We start from the raw sequence: 24081 nt of genomic DNA, 5'->3' as shown, positions 1-24081 counted from the left end.
AGAGCGTTCTTTGTAAAATCTATAAAAAATATTGAAAAAATAAATTTAAATACTTGATAATGAGTGTTTTGTGTTTTTTATAGATTGGTTTAATATAAACTGAATTAATAATTTCGTTAATATTGCTAAGTCGTAATAAATAAGAAAATCCAGACACTTCTTTTTACGATTTTTACAATGTACTAAACAATATTATTGGGATAATATGTATAACTTAAAGATATAACATATGATAGTATTTGTTTTTAAAATGTTGTTTTAAAAAGTTAAGCGATAGTATTCGTTTAATACCAGAAAAATATTTCTTCCCTTAGATCTTTAATATTTAATATGCGCTAGCGCATACAAGAATCCTCTTATGAATTTTTCATGAAGCGGATTAATGATGTTGTGTAATTTAAAGATTAATAAACAGCATAGTCAAAAGAAAATATTGTTACTATAAACCTTAAAATCAAACCAACGTAAACTCAACAAATCATGAAAAAACTAACAATTCCAATATTCTTAATGAAGCGCATAGCAAAACGAAACACTTTTGCAACGATGGTAGTACTTATATTTTTCACTTTTTTTATTAGTAGTCTTTTTGCAAATAATAAAGTTCCACCTATCAAAGTCACTTCCTCATATGATTGCGCACCTCCTCCTGCTAGTTTAGCTACGATAAGACCTATTAATTCTGGTTTATGGAATGATGCGTCTACCTGGCCTAATGGTATTCAACCAACAGCAAACGATGATGTCATAGTCCCACAAGGAATTGATTTGATTATGGTAGGTACTTGTAGGGCAAATAATATTACCGTACAAGGAAAGCTAAGCGCTGTAAATTGGCAATCTGCAGGCGCGTGGGTCGACTTAGAGGCTCGAAGTATTATGGTAGCCAACGGCGGTTATATGGAAATCGGGACCGAAAACCAACCGTATTACGCGGATAAAGGTCCTGGTGGTGTTAGATGTCAAATCACACTTACCGGTACTAAAATAAACAATGCACCTGCATCCTATAAAGCCATAATGGTTATGGGAGGAGGGCGTCTAGAGTTACACGGAAAACGAAAAATGAGTTGGACCAACCTTTCGGCTACTGCTAATATAGGAGAACGTCAGATCACCCTAAAAAAAACTGTAGATTGGGAGATAGGTGATAAAATTGCATTGACCGCTACAGAATTAGCAAGAAAAATAAATGGTAAAGGTACTTGGGAATATGTAGACGAATCTGAGATTACTGCTATTAGCGGTAATGGTAGAACTCTTACATTAAAAGATCCACTTAAATATAAGCACATAGGAGGATCTAAATCATACACAAGAACCCAAGATGGAAAAACATGGGATGTCAATATTCAAGGTGAAGTAGGTTTATTATCACATTATATCAAAATTCAGGGTGATGATGCAAGTAATGCTGATGGATTTGGAGGCCATATTATGTTGATGAAAAATTCTACCGCTCATGCAGAACATATAGAATTATATAAAATGGGTCAGAAAGGGGTTTTAGGGAGATATCCATTCCATTGGCATTTAAATGAAGATAAAGCACAAGGCAGTTATTTAAGAAACAGTAGTGTACATAAATCTTTCAATAGAGCTGTTACAATTCACGGTACGGATTATGTTACGGTAGATGGAGTATTTGCTTATGATCATATTGGTCACGGTATCTTTTTTGAAGATGGAGGTGAGCGCTTTAATACCGTCAAAAATAATGTAGTGTTTGTAACAAGAAGACCTAGAGCTGGAGAAGAGTTAACACCATCCGATAATGAGGCTAATGAACCTCAAAACAGAACCCCAGCTTCTTATTGGATCACGAACCCTAATAATTATTTTGAGAATAACGTAGCCGCTGGAACAGAAGGAACGGGGTTCTGGTTTGCTTTTCCTGAAAAACCAATGTTTGCATCGGGAGATTTGCCTTATTATCAGGGACTAAACCCATCTAAGGAACCCTTAGGGAGTTTTGAAGGTTTTGTAGCACATACGTGTATGACAGGTTGGGATGTTTTTGACAGGTTAAACCCTGATCATTCCATAAAAAAGAACTTTGGCTGGGATGTAGATAGCAGACAATTAATCCAAGATGGCTTATTTTATGGAAATGACCAGGCGTTGTATTGCGGATTAGGTGTTGGTGGTACTAACAAGAATACTGTTTTTTACAATTGCGTTTTCAGTGATAACAAAACAGGTTCTATGCTGGCTGGTGACCTAACAATAGAGAATAGTCTTTTTAATTCGGATTCTGATTTAGGGGTTTTCAATGGAGTACGCGAATTCTTCAGATTTTACGATGGACCGGGCAGACACATCGATTGTCATTTTGAAGGATGGGATCAATCAAATTCAGAAATGATCAAGCAGATTACAGGAGGAGGAGCTACGGAGAATTTTAATCCTACTTTTCGCGGCACTACAAAAGGGTTTTCAGAGCCTTTCCCATTTAGATTTTTTCCTTTACCAAACACCGATAATACACGTGCAAGGAAAGTTGGTCAGTTTTTTAAAGATTATGACGGAGGATTAACCGGTAAAGCGCATACTACACTGATAAGAGATATTCCATTTCTAACCGATGGACACGAATACAGACATGGTTCCTGGAGAAATGCAGCTCGATCCGATTACTATTTTGCTGGATTGTGGTTTGCCAGAATTAATGCAAGCGGAGTTCGCATGTCGATAGTACGTTCTAAGCCCGGAACAGAAGATGTTTGTTTTTATGAATCAGGAAGCAGTTCATCAGGAACTTACAAATTCCCAATGATAGTGAATGAAGGCTTTTTGTATACCTATTATTTTGATAAAGCTCCGTCAAATAGAAGTATACATCTTATTTGGAATAGAGGAGATGCAGGAGATCTGGGATATGCACGTTTTAAAGATCTTGGAAAACTTGGTAATTTTAGGGTAAATGGTTCTCCTCGTTTGAATTCTATTTCAGCAGTAGAGAACGCTACAAATAATGCATATTATATTGCAGGTAATGGAGATGTTTACGTAAAATTCAGAGCTGCTAACGGTGATGATCGAGTAAACATTTTTTTTAATTGGGACAATAATGGAAGCTTTCAGCCTTCGGCACTCCCTTGTACCACCAATGATCTCGAAGGGGAAACCGCTGCAGATAATGATGGTGATGGAAGACCGGATATCGTGGAAACTGATACCTGTGGAAATCCAAATAACGCTTCTGATCTTAATTTTGGATTTAATAGAACTTCTGAAAGTTTTCAACGTTTTAATACAGCAGCAGCGAATACGAGCAGTGATGAATATTGGTTAATCAGAGCAGATAATTCTAGCGATCCTTATGTCGTTAGAAACAGCTTGAAATTTCAAGGTAACCAAGTACCTCAATTAAGAATAAGAGCAAGGTCTGAAGCTGCTGGAGCATTTCAGTTATTCTGGACAACTACCGATCAACCTGGTTTCTCAGCAAGTAGGTCAGTGACTGTAACGCCGGCTGCTACCAATGTTTTTGAAGAGATGGTATTCGATATGAGCAATCTTAATACCTGGATGGGTAAAACAATCACACAAATTCGTCTTGATTTCCCAGCAGATCCTAACGCAAATAGACATACGTTTATCGATTATATCCACGGTCCTAATGCTTCAGATGCACCTTGTGATAACACACCAAAAATTGCATTTATCAGTCCTACAAACGCACAACTTGAAGCTAGTGATGATCTGGGAGTAGAAGTAAATGTTACTAGCGGAAGTGTTGCTAATATCAGATTATATCTAAACGATACTTTTGTAAGACAAGAAGGAGCCGCGCCCTATGAGTGGGGTACCGAAAATGCAACACAAGAAGATGCCGCATTGTTAAATCTATCAGCAGGAACTTATGAACTAAGGGCAGTTGCTACTTCTCCAAATGGTGCAAGTACTACTGAGACAATGACCATTACAGTACGTGATCTAACGTGTAATGTTGTTCCGTATATAAATATTAACGATGCGGGCTGGCAAACCACGGAGGCGGCTAATGTAACTGAAGGAGATACGGTTTGGTTTGGCCCTCAATCCGAAGAATTCGGAGCTACTACAAATGGATGGTCCTGGACAGGTCCTAATAACTTTACACATGACGATAGAGGGTTATTGCTATCCGATGTACAACAAAATCAGGCAGGTACCTACATAGTTACTAATATAGACACTAATGGATGTACCGCTTCCAAAAGTTTTACGCTAAATATTCAAGGCAGTGGAAACAGTATTGCGATTCCTGGAAATTTCGAAGCAGAAGCCTTTGTCAATAATTCTGGAACAGTACGTACAGAAAATACTCCTGGTGGTGGACAAAACCTTGGTTTCATACTTAATAACAATTACACTGAGTATCAAATTGATGTATCAGCTTCAGGAACTTATGATTTTACAGCGTTTGCATCAAGTAATACAAATGGAGGTGCGATAGAGATTTATGCAAATAATTCGTTAAAAGGATCGATAGAGATTCCAGGTAATGGAAATTGGCATTCTTATCAATCGTATACAACTTCGGTGACACTCGCCGCAGGTGATCAGACATTACGATTAGTATATACAGGAGGTGGCAGTTACCTGTTTAACTTCGATAGAGTACAAATAATAAAACCTGTACGTGTTGAAACAAGCACAACCCTTTCTGCCATTCACGATGCCTATCTCGATAACAGTACACGATTTAATAATGCAATGATACGCTTAGAAAACGGAAGACGTACCGCATATTTAATGTTTGATACTTCTGCTATCGACGGAGAGATCACCAATGCTACCTTAGAATTTGAAGTGTTTGGAGATGCTGGAAATGGAGAAGTACTCGTTCAGGAAGCAACACATAACGGTTGGACAGAAACTAATCTCTCTACCCAGAACAGACCTGGTAAAAAAGGACAAGTCATTGGTTCTAGGACAGGGGCATATACAATAGGTTCAACCATACAGATTCCTGTAGACCTTTCTAAAGCTTCTACAAATAGGTTAAGTCTTATCCTCGAAATGAGTGGTGGAAATGATTTTGCTTTCGGATCTAAAGAAAACCAAACCACTGGAGCTCCAAAGTTGATCATAAACTATCTTGAAAACAAGGAACCAGATAACGATGTGAATAGACCTGAATTGTACCCTAACCCGGTGAAAGATATAGTGCGTATTTCATCAGGCAATTTCCCTAAAGTTATAAAGGTGTATGATCTTTTAGGTGCATTAAAAATTAGTAAATCCTTGGATGAAAACGAAAATGAAATTGATTTTAGTGAATTATCTAATGGAATCTACATGGTTCGAATTATTGATATAAATAATCGTCGAGCAGAACCAATGATCTATAAAATAGTGAAAACTAATTAATAGAATAGTAAACAATCTCAAGGTTACTCTGTCTTGAGGTTGTTTATCTTAAAACCTAATGGATTGAGGAGTAATCGATAGAAATCCATACTCCTAATCCTTAACCAATTAATCATGAAAACTAATAAATATTTAAATGTCAACTTATTATCGGAGATTAGTAATCCCCTAATTGATTTAGAGCTCAATTCTCAGCTGAAAAACAAGTATTTACGAGTGATTCGGATGTTATTGTTTGTCTTAATATTACTTCAATCTCTATCAGTACTGAGTCAGCCTAATTACCCTCCAGGTGATATTATAACGGCCGTCAAATCTGGTAATTGGGCTTCTAACAGTACCTGGGATGCGGGTCGTAGACCTTTGACAAATGAGGTTGTTATTATTCCGGAAGGAATTTCAATATTTGTTGGCGCAAATTTCGGTCAGAGGCATCGATTTATTGATATTCAAGGTAAGATTAATTTTGGTAGAGGAGGTACAGCGAGACTGATTGCTGAAACCATTTGGGTTGGGCCGAACGGCACTTTAGAAATAGGAAGACCAGGCGCTCGAATCCTGGATGATGCCACCGCTTCATTAGTTTTTACGGGAGATAATCCAGTGTACGACGATAACGAAGTGACAAGAGGACTCATTGTTCAAGGTAATTTAAGCATTGTTGGTGCGCCTAAAAAACCTTATCACGAGGTAAGCAGTCAACTTTCACCAGGAGCAACAAGTTTAAATGTTAAGGGCGCTATCGACCCGTTATGGAAGGTAGGCGATGAGATTGTAATACCAGGAACACATTTTCAAATAGGTCAATTGGTTTTGAATCCTAGTCCGGGAAACTTCTCGCGACCTATTGCTTCAGCTGAATCTATTAAGAATACTTTCCAGGATGAAAAGGTAACAGTTACCTCCATCTCAGGAAATACTATTTCGTTTGCTGAGCCTTTACAATATTATCATCGTTTTATTGATCCTGACATGTCTTTCCACGTGGCCAATTTGACCCGAAATGTCACCATAAGTTCCGCAAACGAGGACATTGAGGATCGAGCGCATGCTATGTTTATGAAAGGAAGTAGCGTTTTTATCCAAGGAGCAAAATTTTATAGAATGGGTAGGACCAATAAGCGTATCCCACTTGACGACTTGGAACCTTCAGCTAACTTGGCTCAAGGAGCACGTAAAAGAAATAATGCTAGTATTCAAAATAGAAGAGGTCGTTATGCGGTTCATTTTCATCTTAATGGTTATAATGAATCTGATCTTGATCAGGCACTCGCAACGGTAAAGAACTCTGTTGTAGAAGATACACCTGGATGGGGTTATGTTAATCATTCCAGTCATGTGGACTTTATTGACAACGTGGTTTTCAATTTTGTTGGTTCCGGGTTTGTAACCGAAAGTGGAAATGAACTTGGTTCTTATATTGGTAATTTTGCCATACAAGGACATGGACATGGTGAACTTCTAAGAGATAGAATTGCTTTTAATAATAAAAAAAGGCCATTGAGCATTAATGATATGGCCTACAATGGAGAAGGATTTTGGTTTCAAGGCCCAGCGATTAGAGTGGTAAATAACAAAGCAGCAAGTTGCAATGGCTCAGGTATGTTGTGGTTTAGTATTGGTACTGTGGACACTGAAAGTATAGGTGCTAGTTTTACTCCAGGTAGATGGATAGGGTTTCCTAGAAGTATCGCAGAGCAAATCTATCCGGGTATTGCTTCGGGAAATCCTAATCCAGCAAGATTGAGAGTGGGGTATGAAAATGTTGGAGAAGATGTACTTTCTATCAGAGACATGCCAATTTTGGAATTCTCAGACTTTGAAGCATATGGCTCTTATGCTGGACTAACATTTCGTTTTAACAATTTCATTTCTAGATCACTTCTCAAAGATCACGGTCTTCCTTACGATGATCATCATGTAAGAATAGGTCCGGTCAGATGGCAACCTCAACCTATCTCGGATGTTCGTTTATGGAATAACTTCGAAGGGATAGAAGCAACCTACACCAACGGCGTTCAATTAAATGATGTGACCGTCCTCAATAGACATAGATACTCTCACAACGGACAGTCTTTGGAGACACGTTTAGGCGTTAAAGCAGAGCATAACGTAACTGCTTGGAATCTAGGTAATATGATCGTTGATGGATATGATATAGGTATTGAAAGAGCGAGAATAGGAGATTTTGCTAACTCGGAATCTATAAGGAACGCATTAGGAAAGCGAGCAACCAAAGAAGATGCTTCTCCTTGTTCTAGGTTGCTTATACAAGACCAAACTTGGGTGGGTGAAAAGGACATTAGAATAGGGTTTAATCAGGACAATAATAACCAAAAAAAGATCCTTGTCCGTTTTAAGACCGGACTTGATATTACCTGGTCGTTTCAAGAATTTGACACAAACCAGAGGCAGGTGATTATAAAGGTTCCAAATGGAGGCAGAAACTATATCCTACAGGTTCTTAGAGGCTGTTCTAACAGTGTAGCTCCTTTATGGTCAGAAGAAAAAGTGATTAGAGCAAATCCTAGTGTCCGACTTACAAACGTAAATACTGAAGGAGATGAGAACAACATCATGCTGTATCCCAACCCTGTCAATAACAAATTGATTATATCCGGAAACACTTCGAATAAACTCATCAAGATTTATGATCTACTTGGTGCCGTAAAAATTAGTAAATTATTGGATGAAACCGAAAATGAAATTAATGTTAGCGAATTGTCTAATGGAATCTATATGGTGCGAATTATTGATATAAATAATCGTCGAGCAGAACCAATGATATATAAAATAGTGAAAACTAATTAATGTAATATTAATAAGCTCACTAAAAGTAGTATAAGTTGTCAAATTGAGCCTGTCGAAGTTTATATTTTCGAATGATCAAAGTGTCTTCGACAAGCTCAGACTGACAATAGTATCATCATTTTTTTTAAACTTAAATTGTATCTTAAAACTTAGCTGCAATAATTGTTAATAGAAAACCCGTTTTTGAATTAAATCTTACAAGTCAAATACCCTTGGTAGCCATAAACTAAGTTGTGGTATATAGGTAATTAAAACCAGTACCAGAATCATAATTAAAAATAAAGGCATTAAGGGTCTAATCACTTTTTGAATACTTAATTCGGCAACACTACATCCTACAAAAAGTACAGAGCCCACAGGAGGAGTGCATAATCCAATACAAAGATTTAAAATCATCACGATACCAAAATGAATAGGATTCATACCTAAATCCGTAACTATAGGTAAAAATATAGGTGTGAATATTAGTATCGCAGGAGTCATATCCATAAAAACACCAACAAATAGTAAAATGAGATTGATAAGAATCAAGATTACTATTGGGTTTTCACTTACAGAAAGTAAGGCATTGCTAATTTCCTGAGGGATATTTTCGTAAGACATTACCCAAGACATAGCAATAGAAGTAGCAATCAACAATAGTACAATTGATGAGGTTTTTATAGTTTCCAGAAGTATGGATGCAATACTTTTAAAAGAAATTTCTTTATACGCCATGGCTAATACAAAAGTGTAAATCACAGCAATAGCAGAAGCTTCTGTGGCTGTAAAAATTCCGGCAACGATTCCTCCAATAACTACCACTAATAACAATAAGCTAGGTAATGCATCTAAAAACCTCTTGAAAAACACTTTGAAGCTTACCAATTTTTCTGTAGGATACTTTTTGATTACTGAATAAACACCAGCTACCAGCATTAGAGCAAGTCCAATAAGTAGTCCAGGTACATATCCTGCTACAAATAAAGCAGCAATAGAAACTCCACCACTTGCCAGGGAATATATAATCAATACATTACTGGGTGGAATTAATAATCCCGTTGTAGAACTCGTAATATTCACGGCAGCACTAAAAGGTTTATCATATCCTTCTTTTTCCATCATCGGATTCATAAATCCTCCAATTGCTGAGGCCGCAGCAACTGCAGAACCAGATATAGCACCAAAAAGCATACAAGCAAATATGTTTACAAAAGCCAAGCCTCCTGGAAGAGGTCCTACGATAGCTTTTGCAAAATTTATTAACCTTACAGCGATACCTCCTTTATTCATAATCTGGCCAGCTAGAATAAAAAAAGGAATAGCCGAAAGCGTAAAACTATCTAAAGATGTTGCCATACGTTGTGCTAATGTCGTTACTGAAGGCATAAATGGCATAGCTACCATAAGCGTAAACAATCCAGAAAGCCCAATAGCATAAGCTACAGGGACACGTATGGAAAGTAATACCAGAAAACTAAGGGTCAGGATTAAAACTTCAGTATAATTCATAAAACATATTTTAAAATCTTTTTTTTCGAAGTAGAATTTCCATAGAATAGTAACAAACTAATAACCCACTGATAGGTATTACCAAATAAATAAAACCTAAAGGAATTTCCAGCGTAGCTGATTTTTGTTGAAACACAAACGTAAGCCAACAAAGTCTGGCTCCGCCAATGACCATAACCAATAGTCCAAAAATAAATACCGCTCCGTGAACGATTCCATCATATAATCGTTGTTTTTTTGCTACGATGTGACTGGGTATTAAATCTATAGCTAGATGTAAGCGTTTTCCTGTTGCATATGCTGCTCCCAGAAGGCCTAACCATATTAGAGAAAAGCTCGAAATTTCATCGGTAATTGTACTGGGAGATTTTAATAAAAACCTCGAAAACACCTGCCATATAACACTAAATAACATTATTGAGAATATGATGATCAGTGTTTTTTCCAAAAACGTGTCAATTACTTTTCTCATTGATTCGTGTTTTTAATATTCTTAATGAGAGATAACATTTTGGGTTGATCCTGAAACATAGCCTGTATACTTTCTGTTTGTTTTTCGAACAAAACTTTATCTGGTGTTATAATTTCTACTCCCGATGCAGTTATAGCATCCAAAGACTCTTTTTCAGAATCTGCCCATAATTTACGTTGCTCAATAGTAGATTCTCTTGCGGCTTCTTTTAACCAGGCCTGTTCTTGTTTAGATAATCTTTCCCAGGTGTCTAACCCTATCAATAAAACATCTGGTACAGCAGTGTGCTGGTCTAAACTAAAATATTTACAAATCTCATAATGCTTGGAAGTATAAAAGCTAGGAAGATTGTTTTCTGCACCATCCACAACACCTTGTTGCAGAGCTGTGTACAATTCTCCCCAGGAAATTGGAGTAGGAGAACCTCCTAAAGCATTTACCATAGCTACCGCCATATTACTTTTTTGGACTCTAATTTTAAGACCTTTAAGGTCTTCTGGAGTATTTATTGGTTTTTCTTTGGTATAAAAACTGCGACTCCCTGCATCATAAAAAGTTAACCCCCTTAATCGATACTTATCTCCTTTGGTGAGCATATCATCTCCGACAGTACCATCAAAAACCTGAAACGCGTGTTGCCTGTCTCTGAATAAATAAGGAATACTGAAAACTTTGTATTCTGTGATAAAATTTTCTAATACTGCTGCAGAAACTTTAGTGATATCAAGACTTCCTATTTGTAGTAATTCCAGGCATTCGCGTTCTGCACCTAATTGACCACTTGGATATAATTTAACTTGCAAGGCACCATTAGATTTTTTTTCAAGTTTTTCTCCTAAAATTACCATCGCCTTGTGCACAGGATGTTTGGTGTCCAAAGTATGTGCAAGTCTGAGTATTTTAGTTTCCTTTTCTGTAGAACAAGATCCTAATACAAATAATCCTATAAAAAGTAATAATAGTTTCTTGATCATCATGGGTTTATATGTTTTTGACTTTTTGAACATGCTGTAGCGCTTCTTTAATGTCTTCAGTCAGTTTTAGAAAGTTTTTACTTTTAATATCACCTTTATTAAAAAGCTGTGATCCCATCCCAACACAACTAACACCAGAATTAAACCAAAGTTTCAGATTTTCTAAAGTTGGTTCCACACCTCCTGTTGGCATTATTTTTACTTGTGGTAACACCGTTTTAACTGCTTTTATAAAATCTGGTCCAAGAACATTACCTGGAAATGCCTTAATAAGTTGCGCACCTAGTTGATGAGCTGTATATACTTCTGTAATGGTAGCACATCCAGGTATCCATAAGATTTTTTTTTCATTGCAGAAATCAGCTATTTCAGTAATCAAAGCGGGAGAAACAATGAAATCCGCACCGGCATCCAGAAATTGCTTGGCTTGTGTTTTAGTAAAAATTGTACCGATTCCAAGAATCAAATCATCATATTTAGATGCATATTTGTATAATTCAGTAAATACAGCTAATGCTTTTTCATCTCTATTGGTGAATTCAAATACTCTAACACCTGCCTTATAGGAAGCATCTAATATTTCCTTTGCTATGCTAATATCTTGATGGTTAAAAACAGGAATCAATCCTGTATTTTCCATTACTACAATTATATGTTCTTTTGAGTATTTCATTTATCGTAATAATCTTCCGATGTTATCACCCTGTAATAATTGCTCCACCAAAATGTACAGCATAGCTATCCGATTGCTCGAAACGCTCATTAGATGCAGTGGTGAGACGCATTAGTACTTCGCCTAAAGTGACAACTCTTTTCTTCATGTTATTGAATCAGTATTGGATTTGATAGTCTATCGATCATATTGGCAATCATTTTTTCAAATCCGTTATAAGTTTTAAACTGCTCATCAGATTGTTCCCATCCGGAAAGGAAATAAAAAGTCGTAGGTTTTTTATCTGAAGCATTCATCACCGTGTAATACGTTTGTACGATATCTGCTTTTTCCTTTGGAGCTTCATCCTGAGTTATAAATTCTTTTGTTGGAACAACAATTGCCATCCCTAGTGAATCATTATTCTCTGATTGAAGACCGTATGTTTCCAAAGTGTTATAGTTTTCTAGTTTTTTTGAATATAACTTGTTAGGCTTCAAATTGACAATACCGCTTACCAATTTCATTTGATCTGTTATGCCTTTAAAAAAGACTTCACTTTGGTATCCCCATTGACCTTTCCAAATAGTGATTCTATGAATAAGATCAATGTTTTGATCTCCAATTTTCGAGTTTTTATAAGTCATTTCAAAAATGGAGCGTATTGTTCCTTCAGCAATAACCTTAAATTCGGCTTGATCTTTTCCGGTGATTCTGATGAGTGAATCATTATGTTTTATGGCTAGTGATCCCGCACCTAAAGAATTCCCAACTTTTAGAATATCCATTCCCCAATCATCTAATTCGTGGTAATTTCCGTCTCCCAGACCAACTCTATCTAGAACTAGTTCTGAAGTAGTTTTTCCAAAAACATCTATACCATTGCGTGGATCGAAATAGAATCTAAATCCAACTTTATCGTTCTCCCATGCCGGACCTTCCATTTGATAAAAAATGCTATCATTAGCTCTGGGATCTCCTATACGTTTTTGTTCTATAACTTCTTTTACATTGGTTTTATTTGTTCCGATTCCGAATCGAATATTTGTTCTTGGAGTGAAGGAAGGAATACTTTCTTTGGCGATAGTAGTTAATTCTAACTTGAGCGTTTGATTTGGTGTAAAGTCAAGAGCTAAGCTAAGTTCATCCCAAACACCATCTTTTTCTATATCATCTAATTGAAAAGGAATTGTTTTTCCTGATGAGTCTTTCATCATAGGAATTCTATTATTTGGAATACTATCTAGTATGGATATTATTTTATCTCTGGATAGAATAATGCTTTCATCTGTTCGATTAATATCTAAAGTGTTCTTAAAACTGATGCGCTTTTGTTCTATAGTTTGTTTTTTGGCCTTTTTACAGCTTGAAGCAATCAAAAGAAATGCGGAGATAAGAATAAATAGATGTTTCATTACTTTTCATTTGCTGGTTTACCGATGGTAGCTAGAATACCACCATCCACATAAAGAATATGACCATTTACAAAATCACTTGCCTTAGAGGCTAAAAATATAGCTGTACCTGCTAGGTCATTTGGATCTCCCCACTTTGCTGCGGGTGTTCGATTGATGATAAAATCATTAAATGGATGTCCATCCACTCGGATTGGAGCTGTTTGTTCTGTTGCAAAGTATCCTGGTCCAATACCATTAACCTGTATATTGTGTTTTGCCCATTCAGTTGCCATATTTTGCGTAAGCATTTTCAGCCCACCTTTGGCTGCGGCGTAGGCTCCAACGGTGTTACGCCCCAGCTCACTCATCATCGAACAAATGTTGATAATCTTTCCCGATTTTCGATCAATCATTCCTTTTACAACATGTTTAGAAACGATAAAAGGGCTCACCAGATCGACATCAATCACTTGTTTGAAATCGGCGACTTCCATTTCTTCTAGAGGAACACGTTTTATTATTCCGGCATTATTGATTAATATATCGATGGTTCCAATTTCATTTTCAATTTGCTGAATAGCTCGTATTACTTCTTCTTCATTGGTCACGTCGAATTTATAACCTTTAGCATGTATCCCTAAACGCTTATAAGTTTCTACAGCCTGATCGATTTTTTCTTGAGAAGAATTACCATTTACAATGATAGTAGCTCCGGCAAGTCCCAATCCTTTTGCCATGGCCATTCCTAAACCGTGAGTTGCACCTGTTATTAATGCATTTTTACCTTTAATATTAAATAGAGATAATGACATAGGTGTATTTATTTAAGAGCTGTTATTTCACATTTGTCCATATCGCCATAATCCAAATTCTCTCCTGCCATTCCCCAGATAAAGGTGTAATTAGAAGTTCCTGAGCCGGAATGAATTGACCAGGGCGGAGAAATTACAGCTTGTTCATTTTGCATCCAGATATGTCTGGTTTCATCCGTTTGACCCATAAAATGGCAAACAGATTGGTCTTTTGGCACTTCAAAATAAAAATACACTTCCATTCTTCTGTCATGAGAATGTGCTGGCATGGTGTTCCAAACACTACCTTTTTTTAATTCAGTCATTCCCATTTGTAATTGACAGGTTTCTACAATGCCACCAACAATCAATTGTAATACTGTTCTATGATTGGACGTTTCTAAGGACCCTAACTCTATTTTATTAGCTTTTTCTTTTGTCACTTTTACCGTTGGATAACTATGGTGCGCCGGTGCAGAGTTGATATAAAATTTAGCAGGGTTGGATTCACTTTGGCTTTTAAACAATACATCTTTATTTCCTTTTCCTACATATAAGGCTTCTTTATATTCTAGTTCATAAGAAGTTCCGTCCACGATAACTTCTCCTTTCCCACCGACATTAATGATTCCAAGCTCTCTTCGTTCCAAAAAATACTCTGCTTTTAAAGGATCAATCGGCTCTAGTTTTAAAGTGTCTTTCGGTACTGCAGACCCTGCAATATATCTATCATAATGAGAATACGTTAGATTGATTTGTCCTAATTGCATTAGGTCCTCTATCAAAAATTCATCTCTAAGTTCTGTGGTGTCCATAGCTTTAACAGCTTTAGGATGGGATGCATATCTGGATTCGTAAGCAGTAGCCATAATTCTATATTTTAATTTCTTTATCTTATTGATTTTCTAATTCCTAATTCTAGACCTCTAAGCTCAGCTAAACCTCGAAGCCTTCCGATGCCAGAATAACCGGGATTTGTTTTCTTATGTTGATCGTCTAACATTTTGTGACCATGATCTGGTCGCATTGGGATATTTAAGTCAGATCTATCCGCTTTATGTCTTTTGTTTTGTTCATTGATTAAAGCTTTCATCACTTCATACATATCAACATCTCCTTCCAGATGATTAGCTTCATAAAAATTACCTTTGTCATCTCTCTTCGTACTTCTTAGATGTATGAAATGTATTCGACTTCCCAGGCGTTCGATCATTGCAGGTAAATTATTGTCCTTACGTAATCCAAAAGATCCTGTACAAAACGTAAGTCCATTATTAGGAGAATCCACTGCGTTATATAAATCTATAATATCTTGTTCGGTACTTACTACTCTTGGTAAACCTAGAATTGGATATGGTGGATCATCAGGATGGATACACATGAGTACTCCTGATTCTTCAGCAATTGGAATGATTTCTTTTAAAAATGAATATAAATTCTCCTTTAGTTCTTTAGCTCCAATATTTTTATATGTATCCAAAATAGCATTAAAGTCTTCTAAAGAATAACCTTCTTCTGCGCCAGGTAAGCCTGCGATGATATTGTTAACCAGTAGCTTCTTTTGAGCGTCAGACGTTTGTTTTTCTAAAGTCTTTGCTGCCTTTATTTGTGTATCTGTATATTCTTTTTCTGCACCTGGTCTTTTAAGTAGTAATAAATCAAAAACGGCAAATTCTGTAGCATCAAAACGCAACGCTGTAGATCCGTCAGATACTTCGTATTCCAAATTGGTTCTGGTCCAATCTAAAACGGGCATGAAATTATAGCAGATGATATTGATTTTACAAGCGCTTAAGTTTTTGATAGTAGTTTTATAGTTTTCTATATACTCTTGATATTTTCCAGACTTGGTTTTGATATTCTCGTGTATGGGTACACTTTCTACAACAGACCAATTGAGTCCAGATGCTTCTATGAGGTTCTTTCTTTTTAATATTTCTTCAATAGTCCAGATTTCTCCATTAGCGATATGGTGTAATGCGGATACAATACCAGTCGCTCCGGCTTGTTTTATATCTGATAATGAGACCGGATCATTGGGTCCATACCATCGCCATGTTTGTTCTAAATTCATATTTATGTATTTTAAACACCACTAAATGCGCTAAAACCTCCATCAATCGGCACCACAATGCCTGTTACGAATTTGGAACCCTCTCCGCATAACCACTCTGTCGTTCCAATAAGATCTTCGGGTTCGCCATATCTACCCATTGGCGTTTGTTCTATAATAGTTTTTCCTCTCTGTGTTGGATTTCCTTCGGAGTCTGTTAGTAGCGATCTGTTTTGGTCTGTTAGAAAAAAACCAGGTGCTAATGCGTTTACTCTAATACCTACTTTTGCAAAATGTACGGCAAGCCATTGTGTAAAGTTTGATATAGCTGCTTTTGCACCACTATAAGCTGGGATTTTGGTTAAGGGTGTAAAAGCATTCATCGAAGAGATATTAAGAATGCTACAACCCTCTTTTCCGACCATATCCTGAGCAAAAACCTGGGTAGGTAATAATGTGCCAATGAAATTAAGGTTAAAAACAAATTGAATTCCTTCTGAATCTAAATCAAAGAATGTTTTAAAGTCATTTTGTTTATTTTCAAGATCTTCTAAAACTAAGTGAGTATTGGATGTAGTTCCATTAGGATGATTACCTCCGGCGCCATTAATTAAAATATCACAACTACCTAGTTTGGAGTTAATTTCGGTTCGTGCTTTTAATAAAGATTCCTTACTAAGCACATCTGCAGCAACACCAATTGCAACTCCTCCTTGTATTTTGATTTCTTTTACTACTTCTTCTGCAGCATCTCTTCTCAAATCTAAAATGGCGAGTTTAGCGCCTTTTTTAGCTAAGGCCAGTGCCATTGTTTTACCTAAAACACCACCGCCACCTGTTAGTACTATTACTTTATTATCCATATAGAAAAGAGAAAAATATTCAACTATCTCAAATTTGGAGCTTTTATGACAATTACAAATCAATTTTTGGAAAAGGATCATACAGAAAATAGGATAAAAAAGTACAATAATCTGATTATTAGTTTTTTATGTATTCTATTAGTAGAAAATAGTTTTTGTCAAAAGTTTGATTATATGATTGATATTGGTGACGGATAATAAAAGAAATACTAAATTTTAAGAGTTTTTTTGATTATTTGAACAATTGACACCCTTAAACTGAACTACTGCTAGGATAAGTTTTAATAGTTTTGAAGTATTCTATTTCAAAATTTATAGTCATGATTGGTAATATACCCCTAAGAATGTTTTTACCCAGCTTACTTTTAATTTTACCGTTAAGCGTTAGTGCACAGGATGTGGTTACATTGTTAGAGGCTGATGGTTCCGGCAATACGTATCAACTTATCGAAGATTCCTATAGTGATATATCGTATGAAGTTCAGGATAAATTATTAGCTTCTAATAATAAAGAAATTGACGTTAGCCATCTCAATACAGGTATATATATTCTGAAAACTTTTAGTTCATCTAACTCATCTATTTATAAGATTATCAAACAATAATTTATAATGCAGGAAAGTGATACGAATAATCTAAATTTGGTTTTTTGGTTACTATCCCTATTGTTATTTGTTAAAATTTCTGCTCAGGATAAACAAAAACTACTGGACTTAGTAGATAACAAAGGTCCTTTTATTCCTGATTTTAGTTACTCCGGTTATGAATTTGGAGAAAAAGAGATCAAAACCCCTAAAAATATCGTGACGCTATATGCTACGGATTTTGGAGTAGAAGCAAATGACGGTAAAGATGATTCTAAGGCCTTATTAAGTGTCTTTAAAAAAGCACACAAATTAAAGGAGGCAGTACTGATCCAATTACCTCCCGGAAGAATAATTTTAAGCGAAATACTGTATTTCGAACGTAGTAATATAGTTCTTAATGGATGTGGAGTAGGAAAGAAAGGGACAGAGATCTTTTGCCCTAGACCTATGATGTATTTAAATGATCCTGAAGATTTAAAGGAACTTAGAGAATATTTAGTAAAACTTAATAAGATTCAAAAAGAGAAAGAAAATAATATTTTTCTTCCTTTTTCTCAATATTCCTGGTCTGGTGGGATGTTATGGACAAGAGTGCCAGATGCTAGAGTAAAATCTTACCTTAAGAAATACGATGTTGTACCAAATATTTTGGCAACTATTAGTACTACAAAGCGTGGAGCACTTACTTTTGAAGTTGATAGAAATACGGGCCTTAAACCAGGTAATGTTGTAGAGATACAATGGTTTAATGAAAAAGGAAAAGAGGGAACAATACTTAATGAATTGTATGGAGATACCGGCCTGAAAATTGGATCTCATCATTGGAATTACCCCGATCTTCCCTTAGTTCGTCAGCAGGCCAAAATTGAAAAAGTCTCTAAAAATTCAGTTACAATTAAATCTCCTCTATTGTTAGATGTCATTCCTGAGTATAATGTTAGAATTATAAAATGGGATCATCTGGAAGAAGTAGGAATTCAAAATTTCAAAATAACCTTTCCTTTTTCTAATCGCATTGCTCACCACGTAGAACAAGGATATAATGGTATTTATCTTACCAGAGTTTTTAACAGTTGGGTTCAAAATATAGTTATAGAAAATGCTGATAGCGGAATATTAACGGAGGCAATCGCAAATGTTACCATTGAGAATATCCTAACTAAAGGTGATAAAAAAGGGCATTACACAGTGCAAATGGGAGGCGTTCATAATGTCTTGGTAAAAAACTTATCTGTTTATAATGATACGATGCATCCCTTAAGTTTTAATACATTTTCTACAAAAAGTATTTATAGCAACTGTGAAGTTTTTAAAAACCCCATTCTTGATCAACATTCAGGAGTTAATCATCAAAATCTTTTTGACAAAATAACAGCTCATTTGGATCCTCTGGAAAATAAGTCATATCCTCTTTTTGCTGGAGGAGGAGCGTGGTATTGGAAGCCTTCTCACGGATCATATAGTACTTTTTGGAACATAAAAGTGAATTTTCTAAGTAAACTTGAGTCAGAAGGGACGATAAAATTGGATGGAATGAATGATGGACCTAATGTCAGAGTAATTGGAGTTTGGGGGAACAAAAAAATAGAAATAGATTATAACCCCAATGCTTATATAAATTTTACTAACGCAAAGATGGAATTAATACCTTCATTGTATCATTATCAACTTGCGAAAAGATTGAATGATTAATAAGAAATTGATAGATTAAAGAATTGAGATCATGTTAAGTTATTAACATTTTTTTAATATTTTGGAGAGCTTAACGTTATTAAGAGAAAATTTTAAGGGAATAGATGAAATATATATACGCATTATTTTTATTTTTTATTTCTGTCGTATCTATCGCTCAAGATAATTTTTACAATAAATTTTTACATCTATTTACCTCCGATGGATTATCCCAAAGTTCAGTAATTGCTATTCATCAGGATCGGTTAGGTCGTATGTGGATTGGAACCAGAGATGGATTGAATAAATATGATGGAGATAATTTTACCGTATATAGAACTATACTTAATGATTCTACTTCAATCAGTAATAATGATATTTTATCCATACAGGAAGATCAAGAAGGTTTTATTTGGATTGGAACATATAATGGGTTAAACAGGTATGATCCAAAGCTAAATGTGTTTAAATCATATTTTCATTCTAGCAAAAAAGGAAGTATTTCGGATAATACAATCTGGTCGATTAAAATGTTGGATAATGGAGAACTTTGGTTTGGTTCGTCTAATGGTCTTATGATATACGATAGAGAATCCGATTCATTCATTACTATTAAAAATGATCCCACTAATGCTTCAAGTCTATCTAATAACTATGTTTTAAGTATATATGAAGACAAGAAAAAAGATATTTGGATAGGTACTGCAAATGGTTTGAATAAGCTAAAAAGAAGGAATGAGAACAATTTTAGTTTTGAAAGATTTTATAGTAGCCAAAGATCAAATAACTTAAGTGATTCTTATATTCAGGCCATTGTCGAAGATGATAAAAATAGATTATGGATTGGAACTAAATATGGAGGCCTTAATTATTACGACCTAACCTCTGGTTCTTTTAAGCAGGTAAAAAGGACTAGTAAAAATCAAATAATCAATAAAGATGTTAGAAGTTTATCTATAGATAATCGGGGAGTCCTATGGATTGCAACCTATGATGGACTTTGTATAAAAAACAATGATGATTCTATTATTTCTATTAAACATCAACAAAATAACCTAAAGAGCCTTAGTAGGAATTCGATCAAAACAATTTTTATCGATAAGAAGGGTTCAACTTGGCTTGGAACGTATTACGGAGGAATTAATATTTGGGATGAATCTAATTCGAACTTTATATCCCTTAGAAAGAATAATAATGAAGATATCGAATATGGTGTGGTAAGTAGTATTTTACAGGATGATTCTGGTAAAATCTATTTTGGTACGGAAGGGAAAGGTATTAGTATATTGGATTTAAAGAAAAATCAATCTGTTGATATTCAAAAAGTTTCCATTGATAAACTCCCTAGTCTTAGTATAAAATCATTATTTCTTGATGACCAAAAACTTTGGATTGGAACGTATAATGCTGGTGTAGCTTTATACGATATAAACGCTAAGAAGTTTATAACTAATTTGTTAAGTAAAGATTTACGAGTACTTCTTAAAGATATCGGAGTATATACGATTAAAAAATCTGACCATTTTATGTATTTGGGGACTTTTGGAAAAGGTCTTATTCAATATGATTTAACAAATAAAGACTTCAGATTTATAGATCATAATGACATAAATAAAAAATCACTTTCTAATGATAGAATTAGAGTTTTGCATGTCGATAAAGGCTCTAATTTATGGATTGGCACTCAAAATGGCCTTAATTATATAGAAAAAGATAGATTAAATAATGAACAAATAATTACAGTAAAGCGTTTCTTTTTTAATGAAGAACAATTATCGGGAGATGATATTTTAAGCATATATGAAGATAGAAAAGGAGTGCTCTATGTTGGAACCAAAGCAAATGGAATCTATAAGTTTGATGGTAATAAATTTAATAGATTAAAACTTAATGTAGTAGGAACAAAAATTAGTACAGTTTTTAGTATTATAGAATATGATGATGATGTTATATGGATTAGTTCCAACAAAGGTATTGTGGCATATAATCCTGATAAAAAAACTTCAATTCTTTATAATCAAACAGATGGGCTGATCAGTAATGAATTTAATAATAATTCGTGCTTAAAAGCGAAGAATGGAGATCTCTATTTTGGTGGTCCATCCGGCGTCTCTTTTTTGAATCCTAATCAGATAAAAAAGAACACTTTCGTACCGGGAGTAGTTTTAACGGATTTTAATGTTCAGGGGAAGAGAATTGATACATATGGAGATGAGAAAGTATTAAAAAAGAGTATTTCATATACGGATAAATTAACATTGTTACATGATCAGGCTTCTTTTGGGATTAGTTTTGCTATGCCTAATTTTATTAATCCATCAAACAATCAATATGCATATCGATTAGTTGGGTTGGATGACCAATGGCAGTATACAAAAAATACAGAAGTAAATTATGCAATACAAAAGCCAGGGAATTATACTTTTGAAGTAAAAGGAGCTAATAATGATAATATTTGGAATGACGAAGCAACGCAATTAAAAATATTATTGAAACCAGCTCCTTGGAAAAGCCCAATTGCCTTTGCTGGATATGTATTAATGATAGTTTTAGCGTTGTTTGGATTAAACCAAATTAATAAGGCAAAAACGAAACTGAAGCATAAATTAGATTTAGAACATCTAGAAAATATTAGGAAAGAAGAAATGAACCGTTCTAAGCTAGAGTTTTTTACTAATATTTCTCACGAATTCAGAACACCACTCGCTTTGATCATAGCACCTTTACAACAACTGATAGAAAATTATCAAGGGAGTAATAAAATGTATAAACGTTTATTGGTTATAGAACGTAATGCCGATCAATTACTAAAATTGATAAATCAGTTACTGGATTTTAGAAAGTTTGAAAATAAGCATTCCAAGCTAGAAGTTGCAGAAGGTAACTTGGTTAAATATTTAAAGGAGATTTATCTGTCGTTCAACGAATTTGCAAAAGCGGGATCTTACACGTATACATTCGAAGCATCTTCAGAAATTATTGAAGTATATTTTGATAGATATAAATTAGAAAGAGTATTCTATAACCTAATTTCTAATGCATTTAAATATACATCAGAAGGAGGAGAAATTAATATTAGAATTTTTCAGAAAGGAAAAGACGCCATAGTAGAGATACAGGATAATGGCAAAGGTATCGACAAAGAGTTCGTAGATAAAGTGTTTGATCGTTTTTATGAAGTAGCCGGAGATAAAGATTATCAGAAACAATTTAATCAAGCAAGTGGTATTGGGTTGTCTATAGCAAAGAAAGCCGTCGATCTGCATAAAGGTGTTATTGAAGTTGTTGAGACTAACGTAGATAAAGGAACTATTTTTAGAGTAAAACTGAAAACAGGAAAGGAACATCTTAATGAATCCGATATCATAAAAGATTTTAAAATAAGTGATGATATCAGTCAGTATAAGAATCAAATCTCCTCGGTTAGAAGAAGTAAAGATCTGGATGTAGAAATGGTGGACAAGGAGGATCAAAAGCCATTGATTCTAATTGCTGAAGATAATGATGAGTTAAGGAATTTTATAGGTGATATGCTTAAGGATTATTATCAGGTTATTAAAGCAGAGAATGGGCAAGCTGCTTTCAAAAAAGCATTGCAGAAGATACCAGATCTAATTATAAGTGATGTGATTATGCCAAAAATGGAAGGTACCGAATTATGTGCTAAAATTAAGAATGATATCAGAACGAGTCATATTCCTTTTATTTTGTTGACTTCTAGAACTTCATTAATATATAAGTTTGATGGTTTGGAGTCAGGAGCAGATGCCTATATCAATAAACCATTTAACGTAAAAGAATTTTTATTGACGATAAAAAACTTACTTTCTTCTATTCAAAAACAAAAGGAAAAGTTCTCGTCTAATGATTTTAAATTATCAGATATAACGGTAACTTCTATTGATGAAGAGCTGTTAAAAAAAGCAGTAAAAATCGTGGAAGATAATATAAGCAACACATCTTTTGATATTCCATACTTCAGCTCAGAGCTTGGAGTAAGTAGGACAATGTTATTTTCGAAGATTAAAGGATGGACAAATTTAACACCTAATGAATTTATTCATTCTATAAGAATGAAAAGAGCATCTCAATTATTAGAATTAGGTCAGATAAATATTTCAGAAGTTTGCTACAAAGTTGGTTTTCGAAACCCAAAATATTTTACAAAATGCTTCAAAAAACATTTTAATCAAACACCTTCAGAATACGCATCAAAGTTCTATTCTTAAAAAAAGTCGGTTTTTATAAGAATATCTCTTTTTATCCGCTAATAATCAACCTTTAGTACATAAGTATACCCTTTTTTGAACTTTTAGATATAGTGTTTTAACTAGGTTTGAGTATGAATTGGAAACAAAACAGATATATTTTTTTACAGCTTCTTTTTTCGCTGTGTATTGTGTTTTTTTGTCTTCTGATTATATACCTCTATTAGAAAATACTCACTAACATAAATCAATACTCATGAATGAAAAGTATACGTACTTAAAATTACTAAGAAAGTGTATTCCAATTCTATTAATAATGATAGGGTCAGGTTTATCAGCGCAAATTGATATTAGCGGAACCGTTACCTCGGAGAATGGAGTGCCTATTCCTGGAGCCAATGTTATGGTGAAAAATACAACTAATGGAGCCACAACTGATTTTGATGGCCTATATACGATAAGTGTGCCTGATGAAAATTCAATTTTGATATTTTCATATGTGGGGTTTACTGATCAAGAAATAAAGGTAGGAGGTGAGAAAAATATTAATGTTACTTTAACTGCTTCTGTAGAATCTTTAGAGCAAATTGTTGTAGTGGGATATGGATCTCGACGGAAAAGTGATGTAACAGGTTCGGTCTCTTCAGTAAACTCCGAAGAGTTAAATGCTTTTCCAGTGTTAAATGCAGCGCAAGCCCTTCAGGGACGTGCAGCAGGTGTTGTAGTTCAATCTAATAATGGTGGAGAACCTGG

General features: G+C 34.8%; 16 protein-coding genes. 6 read left to right on the top strand and 10 right to left on the bottom strand.

Going from position 1 to position 24081, the window contains the following annotated elements; translation table 11 throughout:
* Window positions 1–480: 480 nt before the first annotated feature.
* Window positions 481–5358 carry a carbohydrate-binding protein gene (locus Q0910_RS27145; RefSeq protein ID WP_299223602.1) on the top strand — a complete coding sequence of 1626 codons (4878 nt, stop codon included), beginning with the start codon at window positions 481–483 and terminating at the stop codon, window positions 5356–5358.
* 114 nt (window positions 5359–5472) lie between these two features.
* Complete coding sequence (locus Q0910_RS27140) at window positions 5473–8169, top strand: T9SS type A sorting domain-containing protein (RefSeq protein WP_299223600.1); 2697 nt, start codon at window positions 5473–5475, stop codon at window positions 8167–8169.
* A 195-nt stretch (window positions 8170–8364) separates the two neighbouring features.
* On the opposite strand, the gene Q0910_RS27135 is transcribed toward Q0910_RS27140, so the two are convergent.
* From Q0910_RS27135 to Q0910_RS27090, 10 genes are read right to left on the bottom strand one after another with little or no spacing between them, the layout of a single operon-like run.
* On the bottom strand, window positions 8365–9660 hold the full coding sequence (locus Q0910_RS27135) for a TRAP transporter large permease (protein WP_299223598.1): 1296 nt from the start codon (window positions 9658–9660) through the stop codon (window positions 8365–8367).
* 10 nt (window positions 9661–9670) lie between these two features.
* Window positions 9671–10132: a TRAP transporter small permease gene (locus Q0910_RS27130; protein ID WP_299223596.1), complete on the bottom strand. Its 462-nt coding sequence runs from the start codon at window positions 10130–10132 to the stop codon at window positions 9671–9673.
* Window positions 10129–11106 (bottom strand): TRAP transporter substrate-binding protein, encoded by a 978-nt coding sequence (locus Q0910_RS27125; protein WP_299223594.1) that lies wholly within the window; start codon window positions 11104–11106, stop codon window positions 10129–10131. Before Q0910_RS27125 ends, Q0910_RS27130 begins: the two co-directional genes overlap by 4 nt.
* A gap of 7 nt (window positions 11107–11113) precedes the next feature.
* Window positions 11114–11779: a bifunctional 4-hydroxy-2-oxoglutarate aldolase/2-dehydro-3-deoxy-phosphogluconate aldolase gene (locus tag Q0910_RS27120; RefSeq protein ID WP_299223592.1), complete on the bottom strand. Its 666-nt coding sequence runs from the start codon at window positions 11777–11779 to the stop codon at window positions 11114–11116.
* A 25-nt stretch (window positions 11780–11804) separates the two neighbouring features.
* A complete protein-coding gene (locus tag Q0910_RS27115) occupies window positions 11805–11927 on the bottom strand; it encodes a hypothetical protein (RefSeq protein WP_299223590.1) in 123 nt (40 codons plus the stop codon).
* Window position 11928: 1 nt separating this feature from the next.
* Window positions 11929–13173 (bottom strand): DUF4861 domain-containing protein, encoded by a 1245-nt coding sequence (locus Q0910_RS27110; protein WP_299223588.1) that lies wholly within the window; start codon window positions 13171–13173, stop codon window positions 11929–11931.
* The gene (locus Q0910_RS27105) at window positions 13173–13967 is read right to left on the bottom strand and encodes a gluconate 5-dehydrogenase (protein WP_299223586.1); all 795 of its coding nucleotides are present in this window, start codon (window positions 13965–13967) and stop codon (window positions 13173–13175) included. Before Q0910_RS27105 ends, Q0910_RS27110 begins: the two co-directional genes overlap by 1 nt.
* A gap of 8 nt (window positions 13968–13975) precedes the next feature.
* On the bottom strand, window positions 13976–14815 hold the full coding sequence (kduI, locus tag Q0910_RS27100; protein ID WP_299223584.1) for a 5-dehydro-4-deoxy-D-glucuronate isomerase: 840 nt from the start codon (window positions 14813–14815) through the stop codon (window positions 13976–13978).
* Window positions 14816–14835: 20 nt separating this feature from the next.
* Window positions 14836–16020: a mannonate dehydratase gene (uxuA, locus tag Q0910_RS27095; protein ID WP_299223582.1), complete on the bottom strand. Its 1185-nt coding sequence runs from the start codon at window positions 16018–16020 to the stop codon at window positions 14836–14838.
* A gap of 11 nt (window positions 16021–16031) precedes the next feature.
* A complete protein-coding gene (locus Q0910_RS27090) occupies window positions 16032–16862 on the bottom strand; it encodes an SDR family oxidoreductase (RefSeq protein WP_299223580.1) in 831 nt (276 codons plus the stop codon).
* A gap of 320 nt (window positions 16863–17182) precedes the next feature.
* Here Q0910_RS27090 and Q0910_RS27085 point away from each other — a divergent pair, with 320 nt between their 5' ends.
* From Q0910_RS27085 to Q0910_RS27070, 4 genes are all read left to right on the top strand, one after another.
* Window positions 17183–17467, top strand: coding sequence for a T9SS type A sorting domain-containing protein (locus Q0910_RS27085; RefSeq protein ID WP_299223578.1), 285 nt, complete (start codon window positions 17183–17185; stop codon window positions 17465–17467).
* A 6-nt stretch (window positions 17468–17473) separates the two neighbouring features.
* Window positions 17474–19141, top strand: coding sequence for a hypothetical protein (locus Q0910_RS27080; RefSeq protein WP_299223576.1), 1668 nt, complete (start codon window positions 17474–17476; stop codon window positions 19139–19141).
* Window positions 19142–19245: 104 nt separating this feature from the next.
* The gene (locus Q0910_RS27075; protein WP_299223574.1) at window positions 19246–23349 is read left to right on the top strand and encodes a two-component regulator propeller domain-containing protein; all 4104 of its coding nucleotides are present in this window, start codon (window positions 19246–19248) and stop codon (window positions 23347–23349) included.
* Between the two features lie 235 nt (window positions 23350–23584).
* Window positions 23585–24081, top strand: a 497-nt coding sequence (locus Q0910_RS27070) for a carboxypeptidase-like regulatory domain-containing protein (RefSeq protein WP_299223572.1), incomplete at its 3' end; no start/stop codon positions are given.

The organism is uncultured Aquimarina sp., from assembly GCF_947495315.1.
Taxonomy (GTDB): Bacteria; Bacteroidota; Bacteroidia; order Flavobacteriales; family Flavobacteriaceae; genus Aquimarina.
The sequence above is the reverse complement of the archived record's forward strand: the minus strand, read 5'-3'. Positions and strand labels throughout refer to the sequence as shown.

Coding starts and splice junctions, on each gene's coding strand:
- Q0910_RS27105 (WP_299223586.1), bottom strand. CDS start 13,967: ATGTCATTATCTCTATTTAATATTAAAGGTAAAAATGCATTAATAACA.
- Q0910_RS27085 (WP_299223578.1), top strand. CDS start 17,183: ATGATTGGTAATATACCCCTAAGAATGTTTTTACCCAGCTTACTTTTA.
- Q0910_RS27115 (WP_299223590.1), bottom strand. CDS start 11,927: ATGAAGAAAAGAGTTGTCACTTTAGGCGAAGTACTAATGCGTCTCACC.
- Q0910_RS27110 (WP_299223588.1), bottom strand. CDS start 13,173: ATGAAACATCTATTTATTCTTATCTCCGCATTTCTTTTGATTGCTTCA.
- Q0910_RS27090 (WP_299223580.1), bottom strand. CDS start 16,862: ATGGATAATAAAGTAATAGTACTAACAGGTGGCGGTGGTGTTTTAGGT.
- uxuA (WP_299223582.1), bottom strand. CDS start 16,020: ATGAATTTAGAACAAACATGGCGATGGTATGGACCCAATGATCCGGTC.
- Q0910_RS27130 (WP_299223596.1), bottom strand. CDS start 10,132: ATGAGAAAAGTAATTGACACGTTTTTGGAAAAAACACTGATCATCATA.
- Q0910_RS27075 (WP_299223574.1), top strand. CDS start 19,246: ATGAAATATATATACGCATTATTTTTATTTTTTATTTCTGTCGTATCT.
- Q0910_RS27140 (WP_299223600.1), top strand. CDS start 5,473: ATGAAAACTAATAAATATTTAAATGTCAACTTATTATCGGAGATTAGT.
- Q0910_RS27080 (WP_299223576.1), top strand. CDS start 17,474: ATGCAGGAAAGTGATACGAATAATCTAAATTTGGTTTTTTGGTTACTA.
- Q0910_RS27125 (WP_299223594.1), bottom strand. CDS start 11,106: ATGATCAAGAAACTATTATTACTTTTTATAGGATTATTTGTATTAGGA.
- Q0910_RS27135 (WP_299223598.1), bottom strand. CDS start 9,660: ATGAATTATACTGAAGTTTTAATCCTGACCCTTAGTTTTCTGGTATTA.
- kduI (WP_299223584.1), bottom strand. CDS start 14,815: ATGGCTACTGCTTACGAATCCAGATATGCATCCCATCCTAAAGCTGTT.
- Q0910_RS27120 (WP_299223592.1), bottom strand. CDS start 11,779: ATGAAATACTCAAAAGAACATATAATTGTAGTAATGGAAAATACAGGA.
- Q0910_RS27145 (WP_299223602.1), top strand. CDS start 481: ATGAAAAAACTAACAATTCCAATATTCTTAATGAAGCGCATAGCAAAA.